Here is a 24,310-nt window from a genome sequence, read left to right as displayed (position 1 = left end):
AGGAAAAATGAATGTTTCAGAAAAAAACGTACGCTGTTTTCCTAATTCTTCTGCTGATGATGTTTACAGCTGCTTGTTCCGGAAGCAAAACAAGCGCGGAGAAGAAAAATTCAGAAACAGAAAAAAGCTCAGATATAGCTCAAGTCAAAATCAAGGATGTCTCTTATACACTGCCGTCCAAATATGATAAATCCACTTCAGATGACCAGCTTGTGTTAAAAGTCAATGTCGCTGTGAAAAACACAGGAAAAGAACCGCTGAATGTAGACAGTATGGATTTCACTTTGTATCAAGATGATACTAAGATGTCTGACACAGATCCCGAGGATTATAACGAAAAGCTGCGCAGCAGCACGATTAACGCTGACAAATCGGTTGAAGGTAGCCTCTTCTATGTTGTAGATGAAGGCGAGAAATACGAGCTTAACTATACGCCGGAATCTTACGGTGATAAAAAGCCAAAATCAGTTACTTTCAAAATTGACGGAAAAGACAAAAAGATCCTTGCGACAGCAGACCAGCTCCAAGACTCTGCAAAAGCATTATCAGCTTATGTTGATGTCCTTCTTTTCGGTAAAGACAACGCTGATTTCGAAAAAATCACCGGGGACAACAAAAATAAAATTGTAAGTGATTTCAACGAATCAGCGAAAGACGGCTATCTCTCAGCTTCGGGCCTTTCCAGCACATATGCCGACAGCAAAGCGCTTGATAATATCGTGAACGGCATTAAAGAGGGATTAAGCAAAAACTCTTCCATCCAGGCGAAAACAACTTCGATCTCAAAAGACGAAGCGATTGTTGAAGCCACAATTAAACCGGTAGATGCATCTTCACTCTCAGACCGAATCGAAGACAGAGTGAAAGACTACTACAGCAAAAATTCTGGCGCCAGCTATGAGGATGCTGTGAAATATGCGCTTCAAGTCTATCCTGAAGAATTCAAGAAGCTCGGACCGGCTTCATCTGAAAAAACGGTTGAAGTGAAAATGAAGAAAAATGACATCGACCAATGGCAGCTTGATATGGACGATTACAGAGCAGCAGAATTAGTCGAAGCATTCATCAAAGAATAAAACACCAAAAGGAAATAGCCTCCAAGCTATTTCCTTTTTTATGTGAAGATTCCGCTGATGAAGTTCACTTCATCTTCGGTTAATTCAATGTTCAAGGTTTTCAGGTTATCTTTCAATTGTTCAGGACGTTTAGCGCCTGGAATGATAGCGTCTATCGCCGGTCTTGTTAACAGCCACGCCAAGGCGACATGTGCCGTCTCCGCTTGTTTTTCCTCCGCTACCGCTTTCAGCTTATCTACTTTTTTGAGATTGTGAATAAACGCTTCTCCCTGAAATTGCGGCTTATCCTTTCTGAAGTCATCAAAGGCCGTGTCTTTCGTGAATTTTCCTGTCAACAGCCCGGACGCGAGCGGAAAATAAGGAATAAAGGAAATGCCGTGTTTTTCACAGTACGGAAGCAGCTCCTTCTCGGCATCACGCTGAATGAGAGAGTATTCAGCTTGGAAGACCTCCAAATAACCGTCAGCATTAAATTCCTGCAATTGCTGATAATCGAGGTTCGAAGCGCCGATCGCTTTGATTTTACCCTCATCCTTCAGCTCCTTCAGCGTGCCCGCCACTTCAGCGAGAGGCGTTTTCCCATCCGGGAAATGAACATAATACAAATCAATGTAATCTGTTTTCAGCCGCTTCAGGCTCTTTTCCACCTCGCCGCGAAGAAACTCCCGGCTGTTGTCTAATTCAATGCTGCCGTTCACTTCTTTATGAGCCCCTTTGGTGGCAATAATGAGCTCATTCCGCACGCCTCGTTCTTGCACAACTTCGCCGATTAATTCCTCAGAACGCCCCAGTCCGTATATAAAGGCGGTATCAATAAAGTTCACGCCGCCATCCAATGCCGTCCGCACCAAATCTTTCCCTGTTTCATCATTCAGATTCGGAAATAGATTATGCCCGCCGACCGCATTCGCGCCGAACCCGATCCGCTTCACCTGCAGCTTCGTCTTGCCAAGTGTACGTGTTTGATCCATTGTTCCTTCTCCTTTGAAACCAATTTTGATGAAAAATAGTGCAGGGTCACTTTCTGTATTAGATATCCTTTTTCTATTTTCCTTCTTTTTTCAGGATATACAAAAAGGAGAAAGTGTATTTCTCCTTTTGCAAGTTTATTTTGGCAGGACCCATTTGTCTTTCAAGAAACAGGCTCTGGCCAGTAAAAAGAAAATGGCGATGAGCACGGCGATGGTTCCTGACGTGTACAAAATGGCAGCCGGCTCAACCATCCCGAATAAAAGCTGTTTAAATAACGCATGCAGGTTCAAAAACGGGATGAGAAAGTACGACAAGTCAAATTGATTCGGTGCCTTGCTGAGGATGAAAAACATCGGGAGCATAGGCAGAAAGACGATGAAAGACATATAACTTTGCGCTTCTTTTACCGAGCTGGAAATAATGCTGATGAAAAGCTCCATCGCAGAGATCAGCAATGCAGAAAGCACGATGATTAAGGCTGAAGCGCCGATTACACTCCACATATGATCTCCCAGCTGGAAGGCCGTTTTTAAATTCTCGGTAAATAACACGGTGGACAAAATCAAAAACACCAAAGCCAATACACCCGAAGCAACTCCAAAAGTAGAAACCGCAAGCCACTTGCCGACCAGCACTTTGTTTCTGCTGACTGGCGTCAACAGCAGCGCCTCGATTGATTTCCGGTCCTTTTCCCCGGCCATGATATCAAGAGCAATCGGCATTGCGCCGGAAACAATGGATGTCAGAATCAGCATGGGCAGAATGGCAGAAAGCATAATAGCGGAGGCCCCTTTCTCCTCTGCCGCTTCCTTTTGCTGAATCGTAAACGGCTGGATTACCGATTGATCAATGTGCTTATTTGTTAAACGTTCCTGCACAATTTCATTTTTGTACTGATCTAAGGCAGACTGCACAAGCTGCATGGCATTTGACGACCCTTGATCGATTGAATTGCCGTAAACATCAACCTTAAAAGGTGTCATGCTGTTGACATATGAGTCGAACTCTTTCGGGACGTTCAGATAGGCATCTGCTTTTCCTTCATCAACTGCCTCTTCAGGCTTTGCAAATGTTTTTACGCTGATTTCGTCAATCCCATTAAGCTTGCTTTCCAGTGCGGGCGGCAGCGAATGGCCGACTGCCAGCGTGTACTGCTCCCCTTTGTCGGACAGCATGCTTTCATAAAAGAATACAAGCCCAAGCATCATAATCATCGGCACTAAGATTGTGAGTAATATCGTTTTTCTGTCTCGCAAAGCGTCGATCATTTCTTTTTTATAAATATGGCTCAGCATTTAAGAAATCCCCCTGACAAGCTTAGACATAAAGATGTAATTCAAATCCTCACTGCGCTCGCTCTCGTATAGTGATTCAAGCGCCCCTCGGTAAATCACCTCTCCGCTGTGAATCATGATGACACTGTCACAGAGCGCCTGCACTTCCTCCATAATGTGGCTGGAGAAAAGAATCGTTTTTTGTTCTCTTTTCAGCTGCTGGATGAATTCGCGGAAGATGTTGCTTGACGTAATATCAAGCCCAGTTGTCGGCTCATCAAATAAAATGATGTCCGGATCGTGAATCAGCGCTCTGGCAATGGCGACTTTCTGCCTCATGCCTTTCGAAAACCCGCCCACTCTCCGGTTCATATAATCGCGCATCCCGAACCGTTTCGATAAATCTTCTATTCTTGCTTTGATCTCGTGGCGGTTTAGCCCATACAGCCGGCCGAAATATTGCAGATTTTCTTTAGCGGTCATCCTGTCGTAAAGCCCGGTTTCTCCTCCGAATAAGACACCGATTCTTTTTTTGACCTCAGCCGGCTGCTTGACCGTGTCAAAGCCGGCAACTCTGATTGCGCCCTCTGACGGTTCAAGCAAGGCAGCAATCATTCTAAGCATCGTGGTTTTGCCGGCACCGTTTTCTCCGAGAATGCCGACGACTTCTCCTTTTTGAATTGTTAAGCTTACATCTCGCACCGCTTTGACTACTTTTTTCTTATCATGAAACCTGCGGCTGCAATCGGTCAGTGTAATCATGTCACAATCTCCCTTTTCGTTATTTCTAGTAATGACTATATACGAAATGCTGGATTTGTTGGATAAAGTTGTCGCGAAGAGTTCTTTTTATGTCGCGAAATGGGATAGAATAAAGATGATTCTATGTAACTAGGGGAATGATAATGGTAAAAGTCGGACTTGTCGATGATTATCGAGTAGATTTAGAGAAATTGGAAGCGATCGTGTCCAGAATGCAGGATGTCGAAATTGTCTTTTCCACCGATTCAGCGGAGGAAGCCTACAGCCGGGTGAAGAACGGTGACATTGATCTGCTGCTTGCCGATATCGAGATGCCTCATATGTCTGGTTACGAGCTTGCTGATTTGATCAGATCCCATTCGCTTGATGTGGACGTGATTTTCGTCACCGGCAACGGCGGATATGCCGTTCACGCCTTTGACCTGAACGTCCATGATTATATTATGAAGCCGTACCATGCCGACCGGCTGAACGCTTCCTTCGACCGTTATTTGAAAAAGAAAACGGAAACAAGTTTGAATGGGCGGATATTGATTAAGCAAAAATCTGAAATGCACGTGCTGCAAAAGAAGGATATCATTTTCGCAGAACGGACGGGACGTTCGACGACGATTGTGACAACCGCCGAAGAGGTGCAGACGTATCAAACATTAAATGATATTAAAGGCGACCTGCCTGAGAAGGATTTTCTCCGTTCGCACCGTTCCTTTATTATCAACATTCATTACATAAAGCATTTTTCCGCTTATACAAAGCATTCGTTTACGGTTTCCTTTGAGGGAACGCCTAAAAAAGCGATGATCACCAAGCAGCAGCTTGATTTTTTTCAAAACTACTATTTTTGAGGAGTTCGGAACGTGATTACCCTTTTTCAATGTCTTTGTCTGTTTTTATTTAGTTTCATATTTTATCAGGGGGCTGCTGCTCTTTGGCACAGTACAGCTGTCTCTTTGCTGGCCGCTGCTTTAGGCGCGGCAGCAGCAGGGCTGTACCTATGGAAAACGAAGCGGGTGTGGGACCGCTGTTCCCTCCAGCTTTGTGCATGGATTGCCGTGATTCAAGTGATATCAGCGGCGGTGGTGCTGGTTGGCTCTGACATACTGCCGGCATTGTTTGCGATCTTGATATTTGCAGCGTGTGAACGGCTCCGTATCGGACAGTCTGCCTTGCAGGCAAGGCTCTCTGATCAAATTGATAAGCTGGCTCAAGCTGAACAGCACGCCAATCGAATGCTGATGGACGTTAGAAGCCGGAATCACGATACAATGAAGCATATAACAGCGATCCATTCAGCACAGTCAAAGGCAGATACACAAGCATATATTCAAAACTGGGCGGATCAGTACAGTCAATATGACCGTTTTTTGAAGGGAGAGAATGCGTACGTTGCAGGAGTGCTTTATGATTTTCTTGAAAAAGCACATACTTCAGGTGTGAAGGTTTCGCTGCATATGCATACACCGCTTTCTTCACTTCCGTTTTCACCCGCTGATCAGGTCAGCTTGGTCGGCAACATATTAGAAAATGCGCTCGACAGCGCGGCTGAGGCCCGAGAAAAAGCGGAGATTAAGCTGGAAACTTCGCTGCGCAGCGGGCTTTATGTGCTGATTTGTGAAAACAGCACGCCCGGCATGGACCCAAAAGTGCTCGATACACTGTATCAATCGTTTGGCCGTTCAACAAAAAGCGGCGCTCATGAAGGCATGGGCACGTATATTATTCAAAAACTGGTGAAAAGCGCTTTTGGGAGGCTGGATTTTACCTACCGCGACCCCGTCTTCCGGTTAGAAATCAAAATTCCGTTTCAGAAATAAAAAAACCTTGAAAAGCCCGGCTTTTCAAGGTTTTTTTCATTATGAGGATAGTGCTTGTGCAAAACGATCTGCTTCGTCTTGCAGCGTGCTTTCAATTTCTTTGTAACGGCTGGAAATCGTTGATGCGCTTACGCCGTATTTTTTCGCCAGTTTGGCTTGAGAAACGGACGCGCCGTTAAGAGAAATCGCATTCACATAATATTCAACTGCCGCCGCAAAAGCTTCCGGCTTTCTGATGACAGGTGATTTTTTCTCACAGAATGTTTTCCAGATGTCAATGACAGCCGGAATCAATTCAGTCGGATACTCATCTCCGCTCATGCCTTCTTCGATAGCCGCAGCTGTTTCTTTCTCCATGTCGTTTGCCCACTCAATACTGCTTTCTTCCGCTGCCTCTGCTTGCGGCTCTTCATCTTTCTCCGCTAACAGCGCGAACAGAACGTTGTTGAATTCCTGCTTCATGAAGTCTTCCGGCGTTTTGCCATTCTTCACAGCGGCATCCGCATATTTCTTCACTTTGCTGATCAGCGCTTCCGTTCTCTTCACCGGGAAGATCGTGAACTGCATGAAGAATTCTGCTTTTTCTGCTTCGTGGATTGGATATCCGAGAATCAGGCTTCCCACTGGCGGGAGGTCTTGATTGTTGGCGTCCATTTCCACTTCGAATTGTTTTGTCGTAATGACATCCTCAAAGTGAATGACACCTTCCTTCAGGTCTTGCAGCAACAATAAAGCAGGCGTCATGCTCTTCCATGATTCAACGATCTCACGCGTTTTCGGACGAGTGATCGAATCGCCTTTTTTCTGAAGGTACTCTTCGAAGATTGTCTTTTCACCAGCAAGCGGATGGAAGAAGATTCCCCAGATCCCTAAGTTAAATACGCTGATGTCTTTCGTCTGTCTGTCCATAGCAGAAAGAAAATCATGCTGGTTGATAAAGCCTGAAATGCTTTCTCTATGTACTGTGAAGGCATACTCCACTAAGTCTTCCTGAATTTGTTTTGCTTCTTTTGCCGCTAGTTCTGTCGGGAAGTCGACAACTTTGCTTCCGCAGCATTTTTTATATTTCTTGCCGCTGCCGCATGGGCAAGGGGCATTTCGTTTCACTTTTCCCACAATAAACCCTCCGAATTCTGTTGTAACTTTTCTATTTTAACAAAAATAACTTCTGAGGGCTTGGTTTCGGGCTAAAAAAGAATTTGGTAATATGATAAGCTGGCTGATTATGCCAATTTACCTATGACATTTTCACCAACTTTTGTGATTTAAGGCTTATAACCTATTCCCACTTAAGGCCCTTCTTTTTTACAATCATTAGGTATTTATCTAAAATTTTAAGGAGTGTATATGTTGGAACTAGCTGGTTTTATGCTGCGCGCTTGCGCTCTAGTACTTGATGTGATCATTGCCGCAGCAGTGATTTTCGCAGCCGGATTTACGTTGGGTGACGGGTCCGCCGGCGTCATTATTGTGGCCATATTGATGCTGCTTGTGTATCCTTTGCTGATACCACTGACAAATTGGAGAGGTACACTGGGCAAAAAAATCATCGGGCTGCAAATCGTGAGAGACGAAACATACGAAAAAATATCCCTCCCACAGGCCATTGTCCGTTACATGATAGCGTGGGTGCACGTGTTCTCTCGTTTGATCTATTTGACAGCCGCATTTACGAAGAAAAAACAAGCCGTTCATGATATGGCTGCGAAAACAATTGTGCTGAAAGCAGAATAACCTTGAAGAATAGAATTCTTCAAGGTTATGTTTCTCGTTAGTTCGTATTTTGGCCTCCGCCGTTCAGTCCTTCTTTAATCAGGCTGTTGACCTGGCTGTTCATCAATAAACCGATGTGCCCAACACCATGAATTTGAACGTTTTTAGCACCGTCTAATCTTGATAAATAATTCATGACAATCATATCGGCACTGCTGTAAACGGATGTGTATAAAATCTTTTGATTTGGATCTGTTCCTGGAAGCGCCTTGCTTGTCACCAAACGGTTCGCTCCGCCAAGCGTTACGACGTTTTCAATTTTATTTCCGCCGTCCAGATTTTTTATGTAGTACAGTGTGTTCGCGCCACCCATGCTGTGAGCGACAATGTCCACTTTTTTCGCACCTGTTTCATCTAAAACCTTTTGCACAAATCGTGATAATACCGGGCCATTGTTATAATTCGTGCCTGTCTTGTCCCAAAAATCAACTGCATATAGCTTGTCCCTCGACCAGCCCTGAGATACGAGATAGCTCTTAATTCCCGCAAAATTGTATGACGCTCCTCCAATACCGTGAACCATAACAACTGGATTGTGTTCAGCAGCTTTTGCTGACGGCTGCATCGCAAACAGCGATGTGACTGACAGCAACAAAATTGTTACAAGTGCAATGAACTTACTTTTTACAAATTTCATAATATCCTCCTTTTTTTGTAACAAATTCTTCAATTATATTACGTTACCAAATTAATTAAGTAAAGGGTAATTTTGGCTTATTTTTAAAGAGATTTTAAGGTTCAGAGGAAATTTTGCTGTCTTTTGAGCCTGAAATACCTAAAAAAAGAAGGCCTTTTCGCCTTCTTTTCTTTAATACTCATTGAAATAAGCTTGGATTTTTTGAGGATTGTCTGTTTTGGTGAGCGCAAGCATCAGCAATATCCGTGCTTTTTGGGGGTTTAAAGAGTTCGATGCCAGCAAATCTTTTTCCGCATAGTCTTGGTTTGGTGTCACGACACCATTTCCCGTACGGGTTGAGCGCACCACAGTGACGCCTTTTTTAGCTGCGCTGACCGCTCCTTTTTCGGCTGCGTCAGATAAAGACCCGTTTCCTGAACCAGCGTAGACAATCCCTTTTGCTCCGGCTTTCACAGCCGCGTCAAACAGGTAGCCTCCGTCATTTTGGTACCCGTAGATAATGTCTACTTGCGGCAGCTGATTAAGATGAGAAACTGAGAATTCTGTATCCTTCGTATGCTTGAGGGTGATTTCATTATTAAAATAAATATCATCAGCAATCGTTCCGACGTATCCCATTTCTTCTGATTTAAATGTATCCGTTGCGGTTGTGTTTGTTTTGGTAACATAGCGGGCTGATGCAATGCGGTCGTTAAGAACGACGAGCGCTCCTTTTCCTTTTGCCCCAGGTGCGCTTGCCACTTTAACTGCATTGTACAGGTTAGACGGCCCATCAGCGCTGATGGCTGTGGACGGTCTCATAGAACCGACGACAACTACCGGCTTATCGCTTTTCACAGTGAGGTTCAAAAAATAAGCTGTTTCTTCCAATGTGTCGGTTCCATGGGTCACGACGATTCCGTCTACATCATCTGAAGCGAGCAATTTGTTTATGCGTTTCGCCAGCTTCAGCAATATTTTATTATCAATGTTTGTGCTGCCAACGTTGACAATCTGCTCGCCGCTGACGTTCGCAATGTCCTTCATCTCCGGAACTGCCTCGATCAGTGATTCAACGCCGACGACACCTGCTTTATATTCAGTGGTTGAGGTTTTCGATTTATCGGCCCCTGCAATCGTGCCTCCTGTCGCTAAAATTTTAATGTTTGGCAGATCCTTTTTTTCAGAGACGGAAGCCGAAGAGACTTTTTGTGTCTGCGACTTTTCTATCGAGGATTCTTTTGTTTCAGGAGATTGTGAGCATCCGGTAAAGGCCAGAAATAATAGTGCGGTAAAAAGAGTGAGTACGAGCAGTCTTTGTTTTTTCATCTGTTTCTCTCCTTACATCCTTATGATGTCTAATGATCGAACATTTTATTTATTCAGTCAAAATGTGCGTCAGCTTTTCTCTCGGCTTTTTTCGTTGTAATATACTTTTTTTTGTCTTTTCATACAACGAATTTTTCTTGACAATTGATGGTCGAATCAAGATAATAGACCAGTCACTATATTTTGATTGCAATTCAGTAAGGTGGGAATGTTATGAGTTATGGAGATTCCCGTGAGAAAATCCTTTCAGCTGCAACCAGGCTATTTCAGCTGCAGGGATATTACGGCACGGGGCTGAACCAGATTATTAAGGAAAGCGGCGCGCCTAAAGGCTCTCTTTATTACCACTTTCCCGGCGGTAAAGAACAGCTGGCGATCGAAGCGGTGAATGAGATGAAGGAATATATCCGGCAGAAAATCACGGACTGCATGGAAGCCTGTACCGATCCAGCGGAAGGCATTCAAGCCTTTTTGAAGGAGCTCTCCTGCCAATTTTCATGTACGGAAGACATTGAAGGCTTGCCTGTCGGCTTGCTTGCGGCTGAGACGTCATTGGAAAGCGAACCGTTGCGGGAAGCCTGCCATGAAGCCTACAAAGAGTGGGCCTCTGTGTATGAGGAAAAACTGCGGCTTGCAGGCTGCAGCGAGAGCCATGCTAAGGAAGTCAGCACTGTGATTAACGCCATGATTGAAGGCGGTATTCTTTTATCTTTGACGGCAAAAAACAGCACACCGCTCCTTCATATCTCCAACTGCATTCCTGACCTGCTGAAGAGATAAAAATAAGACATACTTACGTTCGAATAGAGAGGGGAAATGATTTTTGGAAACAGCAGCTAAAGCATCTCAGCAATACAAAGTGATGCCGATTATGATTTCCTTGCTGTTGGCCGGTTTTATCGGCATGTTCAGTGAAACAGCGCTGAATATCGCTTTAACCGATCTTATGAAGGAATTGAACATTACAGCAGCAACCGTTCAATGGTTAACGACGGGCTACCTGCTTGTGCTCGGTATCCTCGTTCCTGTATCAGGACTGCTATTGCAGTGGTTCACAACAAGACAGCTTTTTACCGTGTCACTTATCTTTTCAATTTTAGGCACCTTGATTGCGGCGCTTGCGCCGAGCTTCCCGTTTTTATTAGCAGCGAGGGTCGTTCAAGCACTCGGAACGGGTCTTTTACTGCCTCTGATGTTTAATACGATCTTGGTGATTTTCCCGCCTCATAAACGGGGCGCGGCGATGGGAACGATCGGGCTTGTCATTATGTTCGCGCCCGCCATCGGCCCGACATTCTCCGGGTTGGTTCTGGAGCATCTCAACTGGCACTGGATTTTCTGGATCTCTCTTCCGTTCCTTGTGCTGGCACTTGTTTTCGGTATGGCATACATGCAAAATGTATCTGACATTACAAAGCCGAAAATCGATGTATTATCTATCATTCTGTCGACGATTGGCTTTGGCGGCATTGTGTTCGGATTCAGCAACGCGGGTGAAGGCTCCGGCGGATGGTCCAGTCCGACTGTGATCGTCTCACTGATTGTCGGGGTTGTCGGTCTTATCCTATTTTCAATCCGCCAGCTGACGATGAAGCAGCCGATGATGAACCTACGTGCGTTCAAATACCCGATGTTTATTTTGGGTGTTATTATGGTGTTCATTTGCATGATGGTCATCCTGTCATCTATGCTGCTTCTGCCGATGTATCTGCAAGGCGGCTTAGTCCTGACGGCTTTTGCTTCTGGTCTTATTCTCTTGCCGGGCGGCATTTTAAACGGATTTATGTCCCCCGTTACAGGCCGTCTGTTCGACAAATACGGACCGAAATGGCTTGTTATTCCGGGATTTGTGATTGTTACTGTTGTCCTTTGGCTCTTCTCAAACATCACGACCACTTCAACGGCTGTGCTGATCATCATCCTGCACACCTGCTTGATGATCGGGATCTCTATGATTATGATGCCTGCGCAGACAAATGGTTTAAACCAGCTGCCTCGCGAGTTTTATCCAGACGGCACCGCCATCATGAACACACTGCAGCAAATGGCGGGCGCTATCGGAACAGCGGTTGCGGTCAGCATTATGGCTGCAGGCCAGCACGATTATATGAGCACAGTCAAAAACCCTGCCGATCCGGCAGTCATCCCGCAGGCTTTGACAGCGGGCGTGCAGCACGCGTTTGTGTTTGCAATGATTGTTGCTGTTATCGGACTAATTGGCGCGTTCTTTTTGAAGCGTGTTAAAGTCGATCATTAATATGAAAAGCCCCTGATCTTCAAATCAGGGGCTTTTTTATGTTTACATGTGGATCGTTTTTGCCGCGATTTCATCAATCGCATGACGCAATTCATCCTTCGTGTTATAAAAATGAGGAGCGAGACGGATGACAGCGTCCCGCGGCGCGCAAATCACTTTTTTCTTCTTCAGCAGCGCCGCTGTTTCCGATGCCCGCTCATCCCGGATCGCAACCATGCCCGGCTGCTCTCCCGATGGTGCCGCCGCCAGCTGCAGGCCTTTTTCAGCAGCATATTGACATGCATCGGCACAGATCGTTTTCACATGATCCCGGATATGAGAAACCCCGATATGATTCAGCAGTGATAAAGCCGCTGCCGCTGCGTATACGCTGATAAAAGCAGGAGTGCCTGTTTGAAATCGCCGCGCGCCTTTCGCATAAGCCGCTTCAAACCCGCTCTCCCAGCCGAACCAAGCTGATGTTTTCGGCTTCAGTGCATCCGCCAGCTCCTTTCTCACATAAAGAAACGCCATTCCCGGTATGCCAAGCAAATACTTCCGGGTGCCTGCCGCCAGCATATCAACCCCCCACGCTTTTACATCAATGGGAATGTGCCCCGCTGATTGATAAGCATCCACAAATAACAAAGAACCCTTTCTCTGAGTAATCTCAGCGATTGCTTTTACATCCTGAACAAAGCCGTCACGATAATGAACGTGCGGAACACATGTCAGCACTGTTTCATCCATAATATATGTTTCATATTGTTCGAGCGGCAGCTCACCGTCTATTGATGGAATGACGGATACGGTATAATCGGATTGTGCCTGCCAAACATGAGATACCGACGGAAAATCCATCTCTGTATACACAACACGCTTCTTTCCAAAAACAGATAAGGACGATGCTGCGGAAACCAGCGCATCAGAAACTGACGGCACAATCGCAATTTCATCCGGTTCAGCCCCTATCAGCTTTGCAAACTCATTTCTCGCACTCTCTGTTTTTTCGATTGCTTCATTCCAGTTCGTCCCCATATGCAGCAGGCTGTCATGATAGTCTTTGATCGCCCTTGTTACAGGCTCTGCCAACGCGCTCTGAGAACAGCTGGCAAGCATCGTATGTGTCTGCACGGTTGGGAACAGCTGGCGATACTTCTGCGGCAAATGCTCCATTGTGATTCACTCCTTTTCATTATTTTGATGAAAAACCCAAAAATAAACAATAGAATAAAAGTAAAAAGGAGATGGGAAGATGAGAAAAAAAGTGCTGATCACAGGCTTTGACCCTTTTGACAAAGAAACCGTCAATCCGTCATGGGAAGCGGCGAAACAGCTGAATGGCTTAGAGACGGATGAAGCAATCATCACAGCAGAACAAATTCCCACTGTCTTTAGAACCGCTCTGGACACGCTGCGGAAAGCCATTCAGAAGCATCAGCCGGATATCGTGATCTGTGTCGGCCAAGCCGGAGGGCGGATGCAGATCACCCCGGAACGGGTGGCAATCAATCTTGCAGACGCGCGCATCCCCGATAATGAAGGACATCAGCCGATTGATGAAGAGATTTCTCCAAGAGGGCCCGCCGCTTACTGGACGGGACTTCCCGTGAAACGAATGACTGCGAAGATGAAGGAAAACGGGATTCCAGCTGCGGTTTCTTATACAGCGGGTACATTTGTATGCAACTATTTGTTCTACGGGTTAATGGATCACATTAGCCGGACATCCCCGCACATTCGCGGCGGGTTTATTCATATCCCTTTCATTCCAGAGCAAACAATCGACAAAACAGCGCCGAGCCTCAGCCTGGACACGATTGTCCGAGCATTGAGAATCGCCGCTGTTACGGCCGCACAATATGATGAGGATTTGAAGTCACCGGGCGGTACGCTGCACTAAGCGGCCGCCGTTTCGCTTGTCAGTCTCTTTTTGTAGACAAACGCCGATAGGGTGACACTTACTTCAAACAGGACAAGCAGCGGGATCATAACGAGAAAATCAGAAATGAAATCAGGCGGTGTAATCAATACAGACACGACGATCAGCAAAAAATAGGACAGCTTTCTTGCTTTGGCCAGCCGATAGGGATTTAGGACACCCAGCCTTGTTAAAAACATCACCACTAAAGGCATTTCAAACAGAAAGCCAAACGGCAGGCTCAAATTCACCATAAACCTGAAATATCGGTCAGCCGTAAACATTGTTTCAAAATGGCCGGAAGACAAATGAGTCAAAAAGCTGAGCACGATCGGAAACAAGACAAAGTATCCGAAAGAGATGCCCGCCAAAAACAATGCAAATAACCCGGGTATGTACATGAGCGTCACCTTGCGCTCCGTTTTCGTGAGCGCCGGGGCAACGAAACGCCACAGCTGGTACGCGGCAACAGGGATGGAAGCCGCAATGGCACAAATGCCGGCAAGCATCATATACACCCAGAGGATTTCACTCGGGCCAAGCACAGCCAGCTTTCCGTCCAAATCCCTGATCAGCCAGTCATAAATGTCCTGCACGAACAAAAAAGCCGTGATGAGAAATAGAAGAAATGCCGCGAGAGTCACGATAATCCGGCGGCGAAGCTCTTCTAAATGCCCGATCAAATGGGTTTCTTTTTTATCCATTCAAAAAAGCCCTCCCTTTCATAAAAAAGAGGCAGACCCGGTGTCTGCCTCATCAGCACTCAGCCCGCGTTTTTGTCCTGCTTTACCGCTGTCAGCTCAGCTGATTTTTCTTCTTTTTCATCACCAGACACTAGTGATTTTGTGGCGCTTTTAAATTCAAGCAGGGTCCGTCCGGCGGCACGCCCGATTTCCGGCAGCTTTGAAGGGCCAAAAATAATGAGGGCAATGACAAAGATCAGAATCAAGCCCGGTATACCAATGTTTGAAAACATGTTTTTTCACTCCTTAATTCGTGATTTTTGCCCGTTTCTTAATCATTTGTTTTTCGTGGGCTTTGTTGTGTGCAAAGAAACGATCCTCTTCGACCTCATCGGATTGCTTCACCCCGCCTTGGATCGTTGTGGATGATACCTTTCTCAGTCCAGTTTGGTCCTTTTGGTAAACGAATGAAGCCCGTGTTGAAATGGCTGCGCCCGGCTCTGTCACAAACGGCATCACCCGGTAATCGGCTTTCCACTGGTGAGGCGTCACTGTACAGCGGACATATCCGCGATAATCGTTAAAGAACTTGATATGCGGATTTTCCTTTAAAATTTGGTCTGTATCCGCCCGCTTATCCGCTCCGTTTCCTCCGGATGTGATCGAGGTGCCGACAAATTCAGCCCCGAAAATTTTTGAACTTGTCTTCTCAAAGTCGACATGCAAATTCGATGCCCAGCTTGCGTGTACATCTCCTGTCAGCACGACAACGTTATTCAGATTTTTACTTTTAATGAAATTGACAACCCGTTCGCGCTGAGCAGGGTAGCCGTCCCACGAATCCATGCTGTAGATCGGGCTTGCGCTTGTCCCGAAATTCCACTTCGCAAAGAAAATCTGCTGCGCCAGCACATTCCAGTGGGCTGTCGAGCTGCTCAAATTGCTGAAAAGCCACTGTTCCTGTTCTTTTCCTAACAGGGTACGATTCGGATTTCGCGATTCATCAGAAGGTGGCTTATTGCCGTCGTTATTGGCTTGGTCGTCCCTGTACTGGCGTGTATCAAGGACATTGAAGGACGCCAGGTTCCCATACGTAAAGTGCCGGTACAGCTGCATATCCGGACCATTCGGCAGAGAGGAGATGCGGAGCGGCATATGTTCATAGTACGCCTGGTAAGCAGCCGCGCGGCGGAGTACAAATGCTTCAATCGATTGTCCTTTTTCCGGTATTTTATTGGCATAGTTGTTTTCGACTTCATGGTCATCCCACGTCACAACCCAAGGGAACGCCGCATGTGCAGCTTTTAGATTGGCGTCAGAACGGTATTGGGCATGTCGGTTCCGATAGTCTTGCAGCGTAATGATTTCTGCGCTGTTGTGCGTGCGGACATTGCCTGTTTTTGATACATATTCATTTGGACCGTATTCATATATGTAATCACCGAGATGGAAGACAAGATCAAGCTTTTCCTTCGCCATATGTTTGTAGGCCGTATAATATCCATGCTCATATTGCTGGCAGGAAGCGAATGCAAAGGTCATTTGCGGCACATTGGCGCCAGGGGCAGGCAGCGTTTTTGTTTTTCCGACAGGGCTTAGTTCATGTCCGGTTTTGAAACGGTAATAGTACACTTTGTTCGGCTCAAGCCCGTCCGCTTCCACGTGAACTGAGTGAGCGAGATTCGGTTTGGCCATTTCAGTGCCCTTTCTCACAATCTTGCGGAAATGCTCATCCTTTGCGACTTCCCATTTGACAGGCACCGCCTGATTCGGCATTCCCCCGCCGTTCAGCGGATCTGGTGCCAAGCGCGTCCACAGCACGACACTGTCAGAAAGCGGATCTCCAGACGCAACCCCTAACGTAAACGGATAGCTCGAGAACTTAGGCGCGGCATTTACTTCAAATGCACCAACTGACTGAGCAATGGTCAGTCCAAGAGAAAGTCCTGCAATCTTCCCCGCTCCTTGAATAAATTTGCGGCGGTCAAACGTATTGTTTTGAAAGCTTTCCTCTTTCAGTTTCTGTACCCATTCATCAAAACGACTGTCGTATGCCATTCAAGATCCCCTCTCTTCTCATTGATCGCCTCCATTATAGAAAATCATTGTTAAATGGCTGTGAAGAAGTGTGAACCGATTGTAAGTGCTGAACATCAGAAACAGGTCTTCACTCACAAGCCTGACGCTGAAATGTGCCGAAAGCTGGCTAAATGGCGCGTTTTCTGCATATCCTGTCGTTTGCAAGCCGCCCATTCGGACTATTTTTCTTCACACGATCTTAAAAAAACAAAAACACCGAGCCATTTCGCAGAATGACTCAGTGCCGTATCAGTTATTTCGAAAATAATCTGCTGAAAAAGCCCTTCTTTTTCGGCTTTTCAGCAGGAGGCTCTTGTTCTCTTACAATCCCTTTTTCCTTCGCTTCTTTTAGCCAAAATGGAAATTCAGTTAGCAGAGCGTCATAAAGCTCATCATCAGAAATGCGGTCAATCTCTTCGATATGCAGGAAGCTCGTGTTATCAACAGCACGTCCTTCTAACGTATCCAGTTTATTGAGAAAATCGAAGTTTCCGTTTCCAACGCCGACAAACTGCCAAAACACCGGTTTATCAGAGGAAGCTCTAATGATCGGTTTGATCGACTTTTTACAGCCTCCGTCATTGATAAAAACGACGAAAGCGGGATATGAGCTCGGTTCCTCCACAATATATTTACGCAGCACGTCTTTCATGACCGGCGGCTCATCATTTCTGCCGAATTTATGCAAGCGGTCATTATTCAAAATTTCACGATCGACATAGCCCGAAAAATCTTTTTCAGAGACTGGCTTTAATCGGGAGAATTCGTTATCATACACCCATATATCCAGCAAGCCGTTGTCATCAAATTGATCAGCCACAGCCAAAATCCGCTCCACCACGTTTTGAACCGTTCCGTTTTTGTAGAGCGTTCTCATTGAACCCGTAATATCAAGCACCAGGCCGACACGAGCCGTCACCTTCGTTAATTGCTTTTTCTCCAGTACGATCTTTACGCTTTTCTTTTGCAGGGATTGTTGCCATTCTGTCATCTCCGTCAGCTCTTTTTTCTAAGATTATCTCACAAGAATATTTTTCATTGCATCTCTTTTCAAAGAAAAACACCGTTCAATTTGAACGGCGTCCTGTCTCTAAAATGTGTTATATACATTTTCACACGTTTCAGCCGTCGGCTGATAAAAACAGTGTGACTTGTATCTGGCCACAAACGGCTGGTTATACCACTGGGATGGACAGTCTCCCTCCGGCCTGAAGTACCACAAACTAAATTTTGCAGGCCAGCGCCTTTCACCATTAATCGACCGGCGTGCAAGGGCACGCTCACTATCTCGCGCCCTTTGATAAAAATATCCATGAGTCACAGCCTCAAACGCGTGCGGCTGATAAATCATCTGCCTGATGGTGCGGAGGCCTTTAAAATCTGAGCAATTCGCCCGCAGCCGATTAATTCCTACGTTGCCGACAAGCAGCATCCCCTGCTTGCCTTCGCCTTCCGCTTCCGCTCTGAGCAGCCTTGCCATCAAATCGACATCCGCACTCGTTGCTTTTACGACCGCCATCACGTCACCTCCCCCTTGATCTCCTTTCATCATATTTCATGACTTCAAAAGTGATGACGGAGGGACAGGAGAAGTTTTTAAATTTATTCATTCGGATTTGCGACAAAACCTAAAAACAAAAGGCTCTTTGTTTGTTCATCTGTGATGACAAAGAAAAATGGGCGGTCGGCCGTCAAGGTAGCGTCTGGCGCGAGAGCGGACTCAACGATTTCCGCTGACGAGGCAGCCGCAGCCTCGGTTCCTGATTCATCCACCTTGATAAATGTGTGGTGATTTACATCATCGATTGAAACACCTCGGCCTTCAGTAAACATTCTGGAAAAGTCAGCATCGGAAAAGAAGGGTTTCATCCCCATATCGTAAAGAGCGCGTTTTACGTTATACTGCCCTTTCAGTGTAAAACGGGGCATGCTCAGCTTCACTGTTTTTGGCTGAAATGCGCTGTCCCATGCTTTTATGTTTTGATTTGTAAAAAGAGACATGAAAGAAGCCTGCTTTTTCTTCGGCAGAAATAAAGTAAAAGAAAGTTGTTGATCTTCATATGGAAGCTTGACTGCTTGGAACAATTCATTTTCTAAATAAGCAAGGCGTGCAGTCTGCTTCATCATCAGCAGTTTTTTGGCCGAGCCGTCAGGCAGAAAAAAATGCTCCTCAGCGGTCACATGCTGGTCAAACGGCAGCGCCCACTTTTCTTGAAAATAGACGGTGTTTACCAAAAGGGAAACAGCTTCCGGCGAAAGATGATCTGCGATGTCGTCAATATGCCCTTTCGTTTGGTGAGCCGTCCACTGATTGATCAAGTTCTTTGCGGTCTGAATATTGGCATCCATTTTAAAGACACTGCCTGAGAAGAATTGTTTAATCGTTTGTTTAAAGCCAGGCTTTGCCTCAAGCCTTGTCCATACAGCATTGGCAGTCAGCAGATCACCTTCAGACAAAGATTCAAACCTTTTCATGAGCGCGAGCGATGACTCATTTATCATGCTGTCACGAAGGCCCGACAAATATAAAGCAGCTTTGATTTCTTTTAATGTATCTCCCTCCGCTCCATTTGCAGTCATTATCAGCATTTGCTGCAAGCTATATGGGGAGATCAGCAGATTGTCCGTTAATCCGTCTTTATTTGACATGTTTTGAAACAATTCGGTTCCGAATATACGCTCAGCGTCAATAAAACCCTCATGAATGTCGTAAGCTTTGTTTTTTGCAGAATCAGATGAAGCAGGTGATTGAGCAGATGATGCCGGTTCTTCAACAGGTTTGCAGCCGCCTCCGCTAAGCATAAATAGCAGCATCACTGTGAACACCTCTCCTTTCATACAAACGATTCACTCCCTTTACATGGACTGTAAAAACACAATATAAGGTTTAACTTTCTGCATTTGAGGAATCATACATAACAAATCGAATCACAGAAGGAGGTACTTTGGAATGACACATGTGAAAGCGCTCGCGATTAAAGGTATTATGACGATTATTGTGTTGTATCTAGTGCTTGGTCTGGGCTTTGGTTTCACGTTTGGTGATACGCTCTTAATGACGATTGTGTTAGGAGTTATTTCTTATTTGCTGGGCGATCTTTATGTATTGCCGAGATGGAATAATATGATTGCGACTTTAGCTGATTTCGGTCTGGCCTTTCTCGTCATTTGGCTGATGGGCATGCCGCTTTCTATGGGGATGACTGGCGGTGAAGTAGCATTGGCGGCTTTATTCGGCGCGATCGCCATGGCAATCGGTGAATATTGCTTCCACTTCTATATGATGAGCAAAGAGATTGGCAAGAAGCATTATCTTGAAACAAGAACAGATTCATAGTAGAAAGGCCGGTGCTGGCAGCATCGGCCTTTTATGAATAATGGGCGCCTTTGTTTACGCATCCTGCTTGTCTGCGTTCCTGATCGCCATATAGGAAAAACCCAAACCGAAAGCCGCCAAAGATAATGGGATATAAACAACAGACGAAATGGAGAAACCCGGGCTTGTTGAACTGATGAGCATAACAATCACTACAGACGAAATGATGGTTGCCGGAACCGAGTGTTTACGCATCCCAAAAAAGATGGGAACTAAACTGGTTCCAGCGGCGCCAAAAGCGAAAACCGCCATTTTTATGGCCTGCTGAGAAATGATCTCGGAAGTAAGCTCTCCCGGTATGAAATGGTAGATCGAGTTCAGCCAAAAGAAACCGGCGGCTATGAATATATTTGATAGTAAAATCGTGATAAACGTCAGTCCGCCCGCGATCATGAGCTTAGCAGTGAGCAGCTTTTTCCGGCTGATCGGGTACGTGAACATCACAAGAATGGTTTTGTTTTTATATTCCGAAATCACCAGTTTTGCGATCAGCACTGCGCCAAAAACGATAAATACCGCTCTGACGAAAGTGCCTATGATGAGAAACGCTTCCTCCGTGCTTTGGAACGAAACCCCGCTTTCGGCTTTTTCGGAATAGCAGATCAGCCACAAAAAGCCCATGATGTTCAAGTTGGCAATGAGGGCACCTCTGACATACCAGCCCATCTTCATTTTTCTTAATTCGATTCTGATCAAATTCATCAACGTGTCTCTCCTCCTTTACGCACCGATGCTATTGCCGTTGATCAAGTTGATAAAATAATCCTCCAGCGACGTATACTTTTTGTTCATTGATTCAATGTCTACATCATTCAAAATCAACGCTTTGGATATGGCAGACTGAGAGGCTTCAGCCTCGTAAATTCGAATCGTTTTCTCATTTAAGATTTTAAAGTTAGTTACATGCAGTTCCTTCTCCAGCACAAAGCAGGCCCTTGTCTGATTCGGTGTGACAAGCTCGATGTATTCAGTGTTCTGGCCTCTTACATCTTCCATTGACACTTCTTCAAGCAGCCTGCCGTCCCGAATGACGCCAATCGTGTCCGCAATTTGTTCGATTTCACTCAGCAAGTGGCTTGAGATCAGCAGCGTCATACCGTACTCTTTGCTCAGCACTTGAAACAATTGCCTGATCTTTTTGATGCCGATAGGGTCAAGACCATTCACCGGCTCATCCAAAATAAGCAGATCAGGCTTCGTGAGGATCGCACGCGCAATCCCAAGGCGCTGCTTCATCCCGAGCGAAAATGTTTTGACGGGCTTTTTGTCAATTTGTTTTAAATTCACCATATCCAGCACTTCTTGAATGGCTTTTTTATTGTGGTATCCCATGTATTCACAATGCAGATCTAAATTTTCTGCAGCTGACAGGTTTTCATAAAAAATCGGATATTCAATCATACTGCCAATGTTCCCCAGCACCTCGTATGACGTGTGGGTGAGCTTGTTCCCTAGGATGCTGATTTCACCGCTTGTCGGTTTGACAAGGCTCGTCAGCATTTTCATAATGGTTGTTTTACCCGCTCCGTTTGGGCCGAGAAAGCCATAAATTTCGCCTTTTTTAATATGCATGCTGACATTGGAGACAACTTCTTTGCCCTGATACGTTTTGGTCAGTCCGTTTGTTTGTACGATATAAGCCAACTTTGTTTCTCCTTCCCTCTCTTTTCCTGTTTTCTATTGTAGCGGCGAGCCCTGTCATTTTTATTTCTCAAATCTTAAGACATTCTTACGTTTGTTAATATGTCATTCGTTTCAATGTAATCGTAAATGCAGTCCGTTCGTACGGCTTGCTTTGAACGGAGATGGCGCCTCCCATTTTTTCTGTAAGCCGTTTCGTGATGGTTAAACCGAGACCGCTTCCTTGAAATGCTTTATTTCTTGATTCTTCAAGTGTGTACAGCCTCTCAAACACACGCTGCTGATCGGTTTCACTGATCCCTTTTCCCCGATCCCATACAGTGACGGCAATGTTCGTCTCATCATAGGACAGCGTCATGCCGATAAACTTGCCGGCCGCGCCATATTGAATCGCATTGGATAATAGGTTTTGCAGGATTCTGTCCAGTGCCTCTTCATTCGCCTGCGCATACACCGGCGTATCCGGGATATCGATGGCAGCTTGAAAGCCTTTTGACTGAACAGCGTCATAATAGTGCAGTATATTTCGTTTGCATATGTCGTTCATATGTATTTTAGCGATTGGAATGTCTTTATCTTCAGATTCTAATTTGGCCAAATCAAAAAAGGAGTTGATCATCTGAATGAGTTCATTTGTTTTCTGGCGGAGCTTCCCCAGCAATCTTTCCCGCTCTTCGTCCGGCATGTCCGGGTCACTTTGAATGGTTTCGATATAACCGAGAATGACCGTTAACGGCGTTTTAAGATCGTGCGACATATTGGTCAGCATCCGCTTCATGGATTGCTCTGTTTTGGCAAACTGGGCGCTGAGCTGCTGACGATTCTCAACGAGTAGATTGATGTTGACAAGCAAGTCTTTGAGTGCCTGATTGTCTGTATGAAGCAAAATTTGCCCTGCCGAATCCCTATTGAGCATGGCGCCAAGCTGTTCTGCCGTGTATGCCAGATTCCTGTCCCGCTTCTTTTTCATCATGAATTGAATCACATTCAGACACACCAAAACAATGACAGCGGCCATCCATAACACTACCATTTTAAAACTCTCCTAATTTATAACCGATGCCCCATAACGTTTTAATATATTGAGGTGAAGAGGGATCATCTTCAATCTTTTCTCTAAGCCGCCGCATATGTACGTTAATGATGTTTTGATCGCCAAAGTACTCTTCATTCCACACGGAACGGTAGATTTGTTCTTTCGTAAACACTTTTTTAGGATTTGCCGCAAATAGGCACAGCAGCTGCCATTCTGTTGACGTCAGCTGAAGCGGTTCTCCGTTTTTCAAAACCGAGACATTGTCTATATCTATCGTAAGCTGATGAATCCGGACCACCTTATTCTCAGCCGGTTCCTCCGCCGAATATTGCGTCGCCCGTCGTATCGCGGCTTTTACCCTGGCTGTCAGCTCAATCATTGAAAACGGTTTGGCGATATAATCATCCGCCCCAAACCCCAGTCCCAATGCCTTGTCCACATCCCCGTCTTTTGCTGAAATCATCAAAACCGGAATATTGCTTTGTTCCCGGATGATTTTCAGAAAATCCATGCCGTTCAGCTTCGGGAGCATGATATCAAGGAGAATCAAATCGTATGAATCCTGCTTAAACAGCCGGATACCTTCTTCTCCGTCGAAAGCATGCACCATCTCAAAGCCTTCTTTTGTTAAATAATGATCCACCATTTCACTGATTGAATGGTCGTCCTCCACAAGCAATATGCGCTGCATCTTCTCACCTAACCTTTGTAAAATCAAAAAACACACACGTGATTACACTTATTGTAATTGAAAAACATGTGTGTTTTACAAAAATTATTCATTTTTTCCTGATTTCAGTTTTCTATATTCCATGCCCGTTATGACAATGAATACGGCGGCACATCCAATGGCTTGAATAAGCTGGAGACGCTCGCCGAGAAATAAAGCTCCAAAGAAAATCGTCAGGACAGGCCCTGCCATTGAAATGGCGGCGGCTCGCAGTGCCCCGATTCGTTTTATGCCCTCAAGCATCAGCACAAATGGAATCACAGTGGAGACGACTGCGATTAACACAAACAAACCGTACACATCAGGCGAATATGCTGCCATTGGCGTATTCATGCCGACCGCCGCCTTTACGCCTGTGTAAAGCATCATGGCCGCTCCGGCTGCTGTCATCCCATATGCATTGAGACGGATGCCGCCGATTTGATGGACGAGATGCCCGGTAAGGACAAGAAAACCAGCATAGACGGCCGAGGACAACAAAATAAATACAGCTCCAATTCTATTGGTCTGAAAAAGCTCAGCATTCCAGCCGCCCAGCGCAAGGAAAAGACCGAACATGACCGCCAGCACTGCGAAAAGGTCCTGAATTGAACCCATTTTCCGGTCACAACACGCGGTGAATCCGAATACAAACAACGGATAGCTCATCAGCAATATACGTTCAACCATTGCGGATACATGGTTCAGCCCAATAAAATCAAGCAAGGGAGACAGAAAAAAACAAAACACTCCCGCGACACACGCTCTCCATCGGTCTCCTTTTTTCATACCGTCTGGCATTGGAGGACGGTATAACCAAAAAATCAGCCAAAACAGCGGAACAGTAAACAGCTGCCTGTATAACAATACCGCGTCTGGCCCAGCACCCTTTTCATATGCCCATTTAATCCAAATCGATTTAGACGCAAAACAGGCTGTTCCGATCAGCAAAAAAACCGTACCTGCTGCGGCTTTGTGAATCTTACTCTGCTCTTCTACTCTCATCTCAGCTC

At 45.6% G+C, this 24,310-nt stretch carries 27 protein-coding genes and 1 pseudogene; 9 read left to right on the top strand and 19 right to left on the bottom strand.

What is annotated here, in order from left to right; genetic code table 11:
• Positions 1-11 precede the first annotated feature (11 nt).
• Positions 12-1,076, top strand: a complete 1,065-nt coding sequence (locus tag RAC86_RS02365; protein ID WP_072565692.1) for a DUF4352 domain-containing protein — start codon at positions 12-14, stop codon at positions 1,074-1,076.
• 38 nt (positions 1,077-1,114) lie between these two features.
• On the opposite strand, the gene RAC86_RS02360 is transcribed toward RAC86_RS02365, so the two are convergent.
• The 3 genes from RAC86_RS02360 to natA form a co-directional block, all read right to left on the bottom strand.
• Entirely contained in the window at positions 1,115-2,047 is a 933-nt protein-coding gene (locus RAC86_RS02360) for an aldo/keto reductase (RefSeq protein ID WP_014112547.1), read from the bottom strand.
• Positions 2,048-2,182: 135 nt separating this feature from the next.
• Positions 2,183-3,343, bottom strand: a complete 1,161-nt coding sequence (natB, locus tag RAC86_RS02355) for a sodium ABC transporter permease NatB (protein ID WP_061187009.1) — start codon at positions 3,341-3,343, stop codon at positions 2,183-2,185.
• A complete protein-coding gene (gene natA / locus RAC86_RS02350) occupies positions 3,344-4,084 on the bottom strand; it encodes a sodium ABC transporter ATP-binding protein NatA (RefSeq protein ID WP_014112545.1) in 741 nt (246 codons plus the stop codon).
• Positions 4,085-4,227: 143 nt separating this feature from the next.
• On the opposite strand from natA, the gene natR reads away from it, so the two are divergent.
• Entirely contained in the window at positions 4,228-4,929 is a 702-nt protein-coding gene (gene natR / locus RAC86_RS02345; RefSeq protein WP_061187007.1) for a two-component system response regulator NatR, read from the top strand.
• A gap of 12 nt (positions 4,930-4,941) precedes the next feature.
• Positions 4,942-5,898: a two-component system sensor histidine kinase NatK gene (natK, locus tag RAC86_RS02340; RefSeq protein ID WP_072565691.1), complete on the top strand. Its 957-nt coding sequence runs from the start codon at positions 4,942-4,944 to the stop codon at positions 5,896-5,898.
• A 39-nt stretch (positions 5,899-5,937) separates the two neighbouring features.
• On the opposite strand, the gene RAC86_RS02335 is transcribed toward natK, so the two are convergent.
• The gene (locus RAC86_RS02335; RefSeq protein WP_014112542.1) at positions 5,938-7,014 is read right to left on the bottom strand and encodes a helix-turn-helix domain-containing protein; all 1,077 of its coding nucleotides are present in this window, start codon (positions 7,012-7,014) and stop codon (positions 5,938-5,940) included.
• Between the two features lie 234 nt (positions 7,015-7,248).
• Here RAC86_RS02335 and RAC86_RS02330 point away from each other — a divergent pair, with 234 nt between their 5' ends.
• The gene (locus tag RAC86_RS02330) at positions 7,249-7,632 is read left to right on the top strand and encodes an RDD family protein (RefSeq protein WP_072565690.1); all 384 of its coding nucleotides are present in this window, start codon (positions 7,249-7,251) and stop codon (positions 7,630-7,632) included.
• Between the two features lie 37 nt (positions 7,633-7,669).
• Here the strand turns inward: RAC86_RS02330 and estA are convergent, their stop codons facing one another.
• Together estA and RAC86_RS02320 are read right to left on the bottom strand one after the other, a co-directional pair.
• Complete coding sequence (gene estA, locus RAC86_RS02325) at positions 7,670-8,308, bottom strand: lipase EstA (protein WP_014112540.1); 639 nt, start codon at positions 8,306-8,308, stop codon at positions 7,670-7,672.
• A 171-nt stretch (positions 8,309-8,479) separates the two neighbouring features.
• A complete protein-coding gene (locus RAC86_RS02320; RefSeq protein WP_072565689.1) occupies positions 8,480-9,616 on the bottom strand; it encodes a type II asparaginase in 1,137 nt (378 codons plus the stop codon).
• A gap of 213 nt (positions 9,617-9,829) precedes the next feature.
• Between RAC86_RS02320 and lmrA the strand changes: the two genes are divergently transcribed.
• Positions 9,830-10,396 (top strand): transcriptional regulator LmrA, encoded by a 567-nt coding sequence (gene lmrA / locus RAC86_RS02315; protein ID WP_014112538.1) that lies wholly within the window; start codon positions 9,830-9,832, stop codon positions 10,394-10,396.
• A gap of 43 nt (positions 10,397-10,439) precedes the next feature.
• Positions 10,440-11,873, top strand: a complete 1,434-nt coding sequence (gene lmr(B), locus RAC86_RS02310) for a lincomycin efflux MFS transporter Lmr(B) (RefSeq protein WP_014112537.1) — start codon at positions 10,440-10,442, stop codon at positions 11,871-11,873.
• Positions 11,874-11,915: 42 nt separating this feature from the next.
• Here the strand turns inward: lmr(B) and RAC86_RS02305 are convergent, their stop codons facing one another.
• The gene (locus RAC86_RS02305) at positions 11,916-13,028 is read right to left on the bottom strand and encodes an aminotransferase class V-fold PLP-dependent enzyme (protein ID WP_072565688.1); all 1,113 of its coding nucleotides are present in this window, start codon (positions 13,026-13,028) and stop codon (positions 11,916-11,918) included.
• Positions 13,029-13,107: 79 nt separating this feature from the next.
• Here RAC86_RS02305 and pcp point away from each other — a divergent pair, with 79 nt between their 5' ends.
• The gene (gene pcp, locus RAC86_RS02300) at positions 13,108-13,755 is read left to right on the top strand and encodes a pyroglutamyl-peptidase I (RefSeq protein ID WP_014112535.1); all 648 of its coding nucleotides are present in this window, start codon (positions 13,108-13,110) and stop codon (positions 13,753-13,755) included.
• Here the strand turns inward: pcp and tatC are convergent.
• The 7 genes from tatC to RAC86_RS02265 all read right to left on the bottom strand — a co-directional run bounded on the left by tatC (position 13,752) and on the right by RAC86_RS02265 (position 19,373).
• Positions 13,752-14,477, bottom strand: coding sequence for a twin-arginine translocase subunit TatC (gene tatC / locus RAC86_RS02295; protein WP_014112534.1), 726 nt, complete (start codon positions 14,475-14,477; stop codon positions 13,752-13,754). The two genes, pcp and tatC, sit on opposite strands and share 4 nt — an antisense overlap.
• Before the next feature lie 59 nt (positions 14,478-14,536).
• Positions 14,537-14,749: a sec-independent protein translocase protein TatAD gene (gene tatAD, locus RAC86_RS02290; RefSeq protein ID WP_003223835.1), complete on the bottom strand. Its 213-nt coding sequence runs from the start codon at positions 14,747-14,749 to the stop codon at positions 14,537-14,539.
• A gap of 13 nt (positions 14,750-14,762) precedes the next feature.
• On the bottom strand, positions 14,763-16,514 hold the full coding sequence (gene phoD, locus RAC86_RS02285; protein WP_061187000.1) for an alkaline phosphatase PhoD: 1,752 nt from the start codon (positions 16,512-16,514) through the stop codon (positions 14,763-14,765).
• Between the two features lie 18 nt (positions 16,515-16,532).
• Positions 16,533-16,709, bottom strand: coding sequence for a hypothetical protein (locus tag RAC86_RS02280; RefSeq protein WP_072565687.1), 177 nt, complete (start codon positions 16,707-16,709; stop codon positions 16,533-16,535).
• A gap of 79 nt (positions 16,710-16,788) precedes the next feature.
• Positions 16,789-17,526, bottom strand: coding sequence for a vWA domain-containing protein (locus RAC86_RS02275; RefSeq protein ID WP_072565686.1), 738 nt, complete (start codon positions 17,524-17,526; stop codon positions 16,789-16,791).
• Positions 17,527-17,625: 99 nt separating this feature from the next.
• The gene (cwlJ, locus tag RAC86_RS02270; protein WP_014112530.1) at positions 17,626-18,054 is read right to left on the bottom strand and encodes a cell wall hydrolase CwlJ; all 429 of its coding nucleotides are present in this window, start codon (positions 18,052-18,054) and stop codon (positions 17,626-17,628) included.
• 83 nt (positions 18,055-18,137) lie between these two features.
• On the bottom strand, positions 18,138-19,373 hold the full coding sequence (locus tag RAC86_RS02265) for a serpin family protein (protein ID WP_072565685.1): 1,236 nt from the start codon (positions 19,371-19,373) through the stop codon (positions 18,138-18,140).
• Positions 19,374-19,485: 112 nt separating this feature from the next.
• On the opposite strand from RAC86_RS02265, the gene RAC86_RS02260 reads away from it, so the two are divergent.
• Complete coding sequence (locus RAC86_RS02260; RefSeq protein WP_014112528.1) at positions 19,486-19,872, top strand: YndM family protein; 387 nt, start codon at positions 19,486-19,488, stop codon at positions 19,870-19,872.
• A pseudogene (locus RAC86_RS02255) lies at positions 19,844-19,906 on the top strand (hypothetical protein); the annotation flags it as partial. The gene RAC86_RS02260 and the pseudogene RAC86_RS02255, both read left to right, overlap by 29 nt.
• A 20-nt stretch (positions 19,907-19,926) precedes the next feature.
• Here RAC86_RS02255 and RAC86_RS02250 read toward each other — a convergent pair.
• The 5 genes from RAC86_RS02250 to RAC86_RS02230 all read right to left on the bottom strand — a co-directional run bounded on the left by RAC86_RS02250 (position 19,927) and on the right by RAC86_RS02230 (position 24,302).
• Positions 19,927-20,613, bottom strand: a complete 687-nt coding sequence (locus RAC86_RS02250) for an ABC transporter permease (RefSeq protein WP_072566804.1) — start codon at positions 20,611-20,613, stop codon at positions 19,927-19,929.
• 18 nt (positions 20,614-20,631) lie between these two features.
• Positions 20,632-21,555, bottom strand: a complete 924-nt coding sequence (locus tag RAC86_RS02245; protein WP_072565684.1) for an ABC transporter ATP-binding protein — start codon at positions 21,553-21,555, stop codon at positions 20,632-20,634.
• Between the two features lie 94 nt (positions 21,556-21,649).
• Entirely contained in the window at positions 21,650-22,585 is a 936-nt protein-coding gene (locus tag RAC86_RS02240) for a HAMP domain-containing histidine kinase (RefSeq protein WP_072565683.1), read from the bottom strand.
• A gap of 1 nt (position 22,586) precedes the next feature.
• Positions 22,587-23,267, bottom strand: coding sequence for a two-component system response regulator YcbL (gene ycbL, locus RAC86_RS02235; RefSeq protein ID WP_080490499.1), 681 nt, complete (start codon positions 23,265-23,267; stop codon positions 22,587-22,589).
• Between the two features lie 96 nt (positions 23,268-23,363).
• On the bottom strand, positions 23,364-24,302 hold the full coding sequence (locus RAC86_RS02230; RefSeq protein WP_072565681.1) for a DMT family transporter: 939 nt from the start codon (positions 24,300-24,302) through the stop codon (positions 23,364-23,366).
• Between the last annotated feature and the right edge of the window lie 8 nt (positions 24,303-24,310).

The organism is Bacillus sp. LR_5 (genome assembly GCF_042709275.1).
Note: the sequence above shows the minus strand (reverse complement) of the source record. Positions and strands in the feature narration are given on the sequence as shown.

Excerpts from the sequence above, each read along its gene's own strand:
- RAC86_RS02365 (WP_072565692.1), top strand. The coding sequence starts at position 12 with ATGTTTCAGAAAAAAACGTACGCTGTTTTCCTAATTCTTCTGCTGATG.
- RAC86_RS02360 (WP_014112547.1), bottom strand. The coding sequence starts at position 2,047 with ATGGATCAAACACGTACACTTGGCAAGACGAAGCTGCAGGTGAAGCGG.
- natB (WP_061187009.1), bottom strand. The coding sequence starts at position 3,343 with ATGCTGAGCCATATTTATAAAAAAGAAATGATCGACGCTTTGCGAGAC.
- natA (WP_014112545.1), bottom strand. The coding sequence starts at position 4,084 with ATGATTACACTGACCGATTGCAGCCGCAGGTTTCATGATAAGAAAAAA.
- natR (WP_061187007.1), top strand. The coding sequence starts at position 4,228 with ATGGTAAAAGTCGGACTTGTCGATGATTATCGAGTAGATTTAGAGAAA.
- estA (WP_014112540.1), bottom strand. The coding sequence starts at position 8,308 with ATGAAATTTGTAAAAAGTAAGTTCATTGCACTTGTAACAATTTTGTTG.
- RAC86_RS02320 (WP_072565689.1), bottom strand. The coding sequence starts at position 9,616 with ATGAAAAAACAAAGACTGCTCGTACTCACTCTTTTTACCGCACTATTA.
- lmrA (WP_014112538.1), top strand. The coding sequence starts at position 9,830 with ATGAGTTATGGAGATTCCCGTGAGAAAATCCTTTCAGCTGCAACCAGG.
- RAC86_RS02305 (WP_072565688.1), bottom strand. The coding sequence starts at position 13,028 with ATGGAGCATTTGCCGCAGAAGTATCGCCAGCTGTTCCCAACCGTGCAG.
- pcp (WP_014112535.1), top strand. The coding sequence starts at position 13,108 with ATGAGAAAAAAAGTGCTGATCACAGGCTTTGACCCTTTTGACAAAGAA.
- tatC (WP_014112534.1), bottom strand. The coding sequence starts at position 14,477 with ATGGATAAAAAAGAAACCCATTTGATCGGGCATTTAGAAGAGCTTCGC.
- tatAD (WP_003223835.1), bottom strand. The coding sequence starts at position 14,749 with ATGTTTTCAAACATTGGTATACCGGGCTTGATTCTGATCTTTGTCATT.
- phoD (WP_061187000.1), bottom strand. The coding sequence starts at position 16,514 with ATGGCATACGACAGTCGTTTTGATGAATGGGTACAGAAACTGAAAGAG.
- RAC86_RS02280 (WP_072565687.1), bottom strand. The coding sequence starts at position 16,709 with ATGGGCGGCTTGCAAACGACAGGATATGCAGAAAACGCGCCATTTAGC.
- RAC86_RS02275 (WP_072565686.1), bottom strand. The coding sequence starts at position 17,526 with ATGACAGAATGGCAACAATCCCTGCAAAAGAAAAGCGTAAAGATCGTA.
- cwlJ (WP_014112530.1), bottom strand. The coding sequence starts at position 18,054 with ATGGCGGTCGTAAAAGCAACGAGTGCGGATGTCGATTTGATGGCAAGG.
- RAC86_RS02265 (WP_072565685.1), bottom strand. The coding sequence starts at position 19,373 with ATGAAAGGAGAGGTGTTCACAGTGATGCTGCTATTTATGCTTAGCGGA.
- RAC86_RS02260 (WP_014112528.1), top strand. The coding sequence starts at position 19,486 with ATGACACATGTGAAAGCGCTCGCGATTAAAGGTATTATGACGATTATT.
- RAC86_RS02250 (WP_072566804.1), bottom strand. The coding sequence starts at position 20,613 with ATGAATTTGATCAGAATCGAATTAAGAAAAATGAAGATGGGCTGGTAT.
- RAC86_RS02240 (WP_072565683.1), bottom strand. The coding sequence starts at position 22,585 with ATGGTAGTGTTATGGATGGCCGCTGTCATTGTTTTGGTGTGTCTGAAT.
- RAC86_RS02230 (WP_072565681.1), bottom strand. The coding sequence starts at position 24,302 with ATGAGAGTAGAAGAGCAGAGTAAGATTCACAAAGCCGCAGCAGGTACG.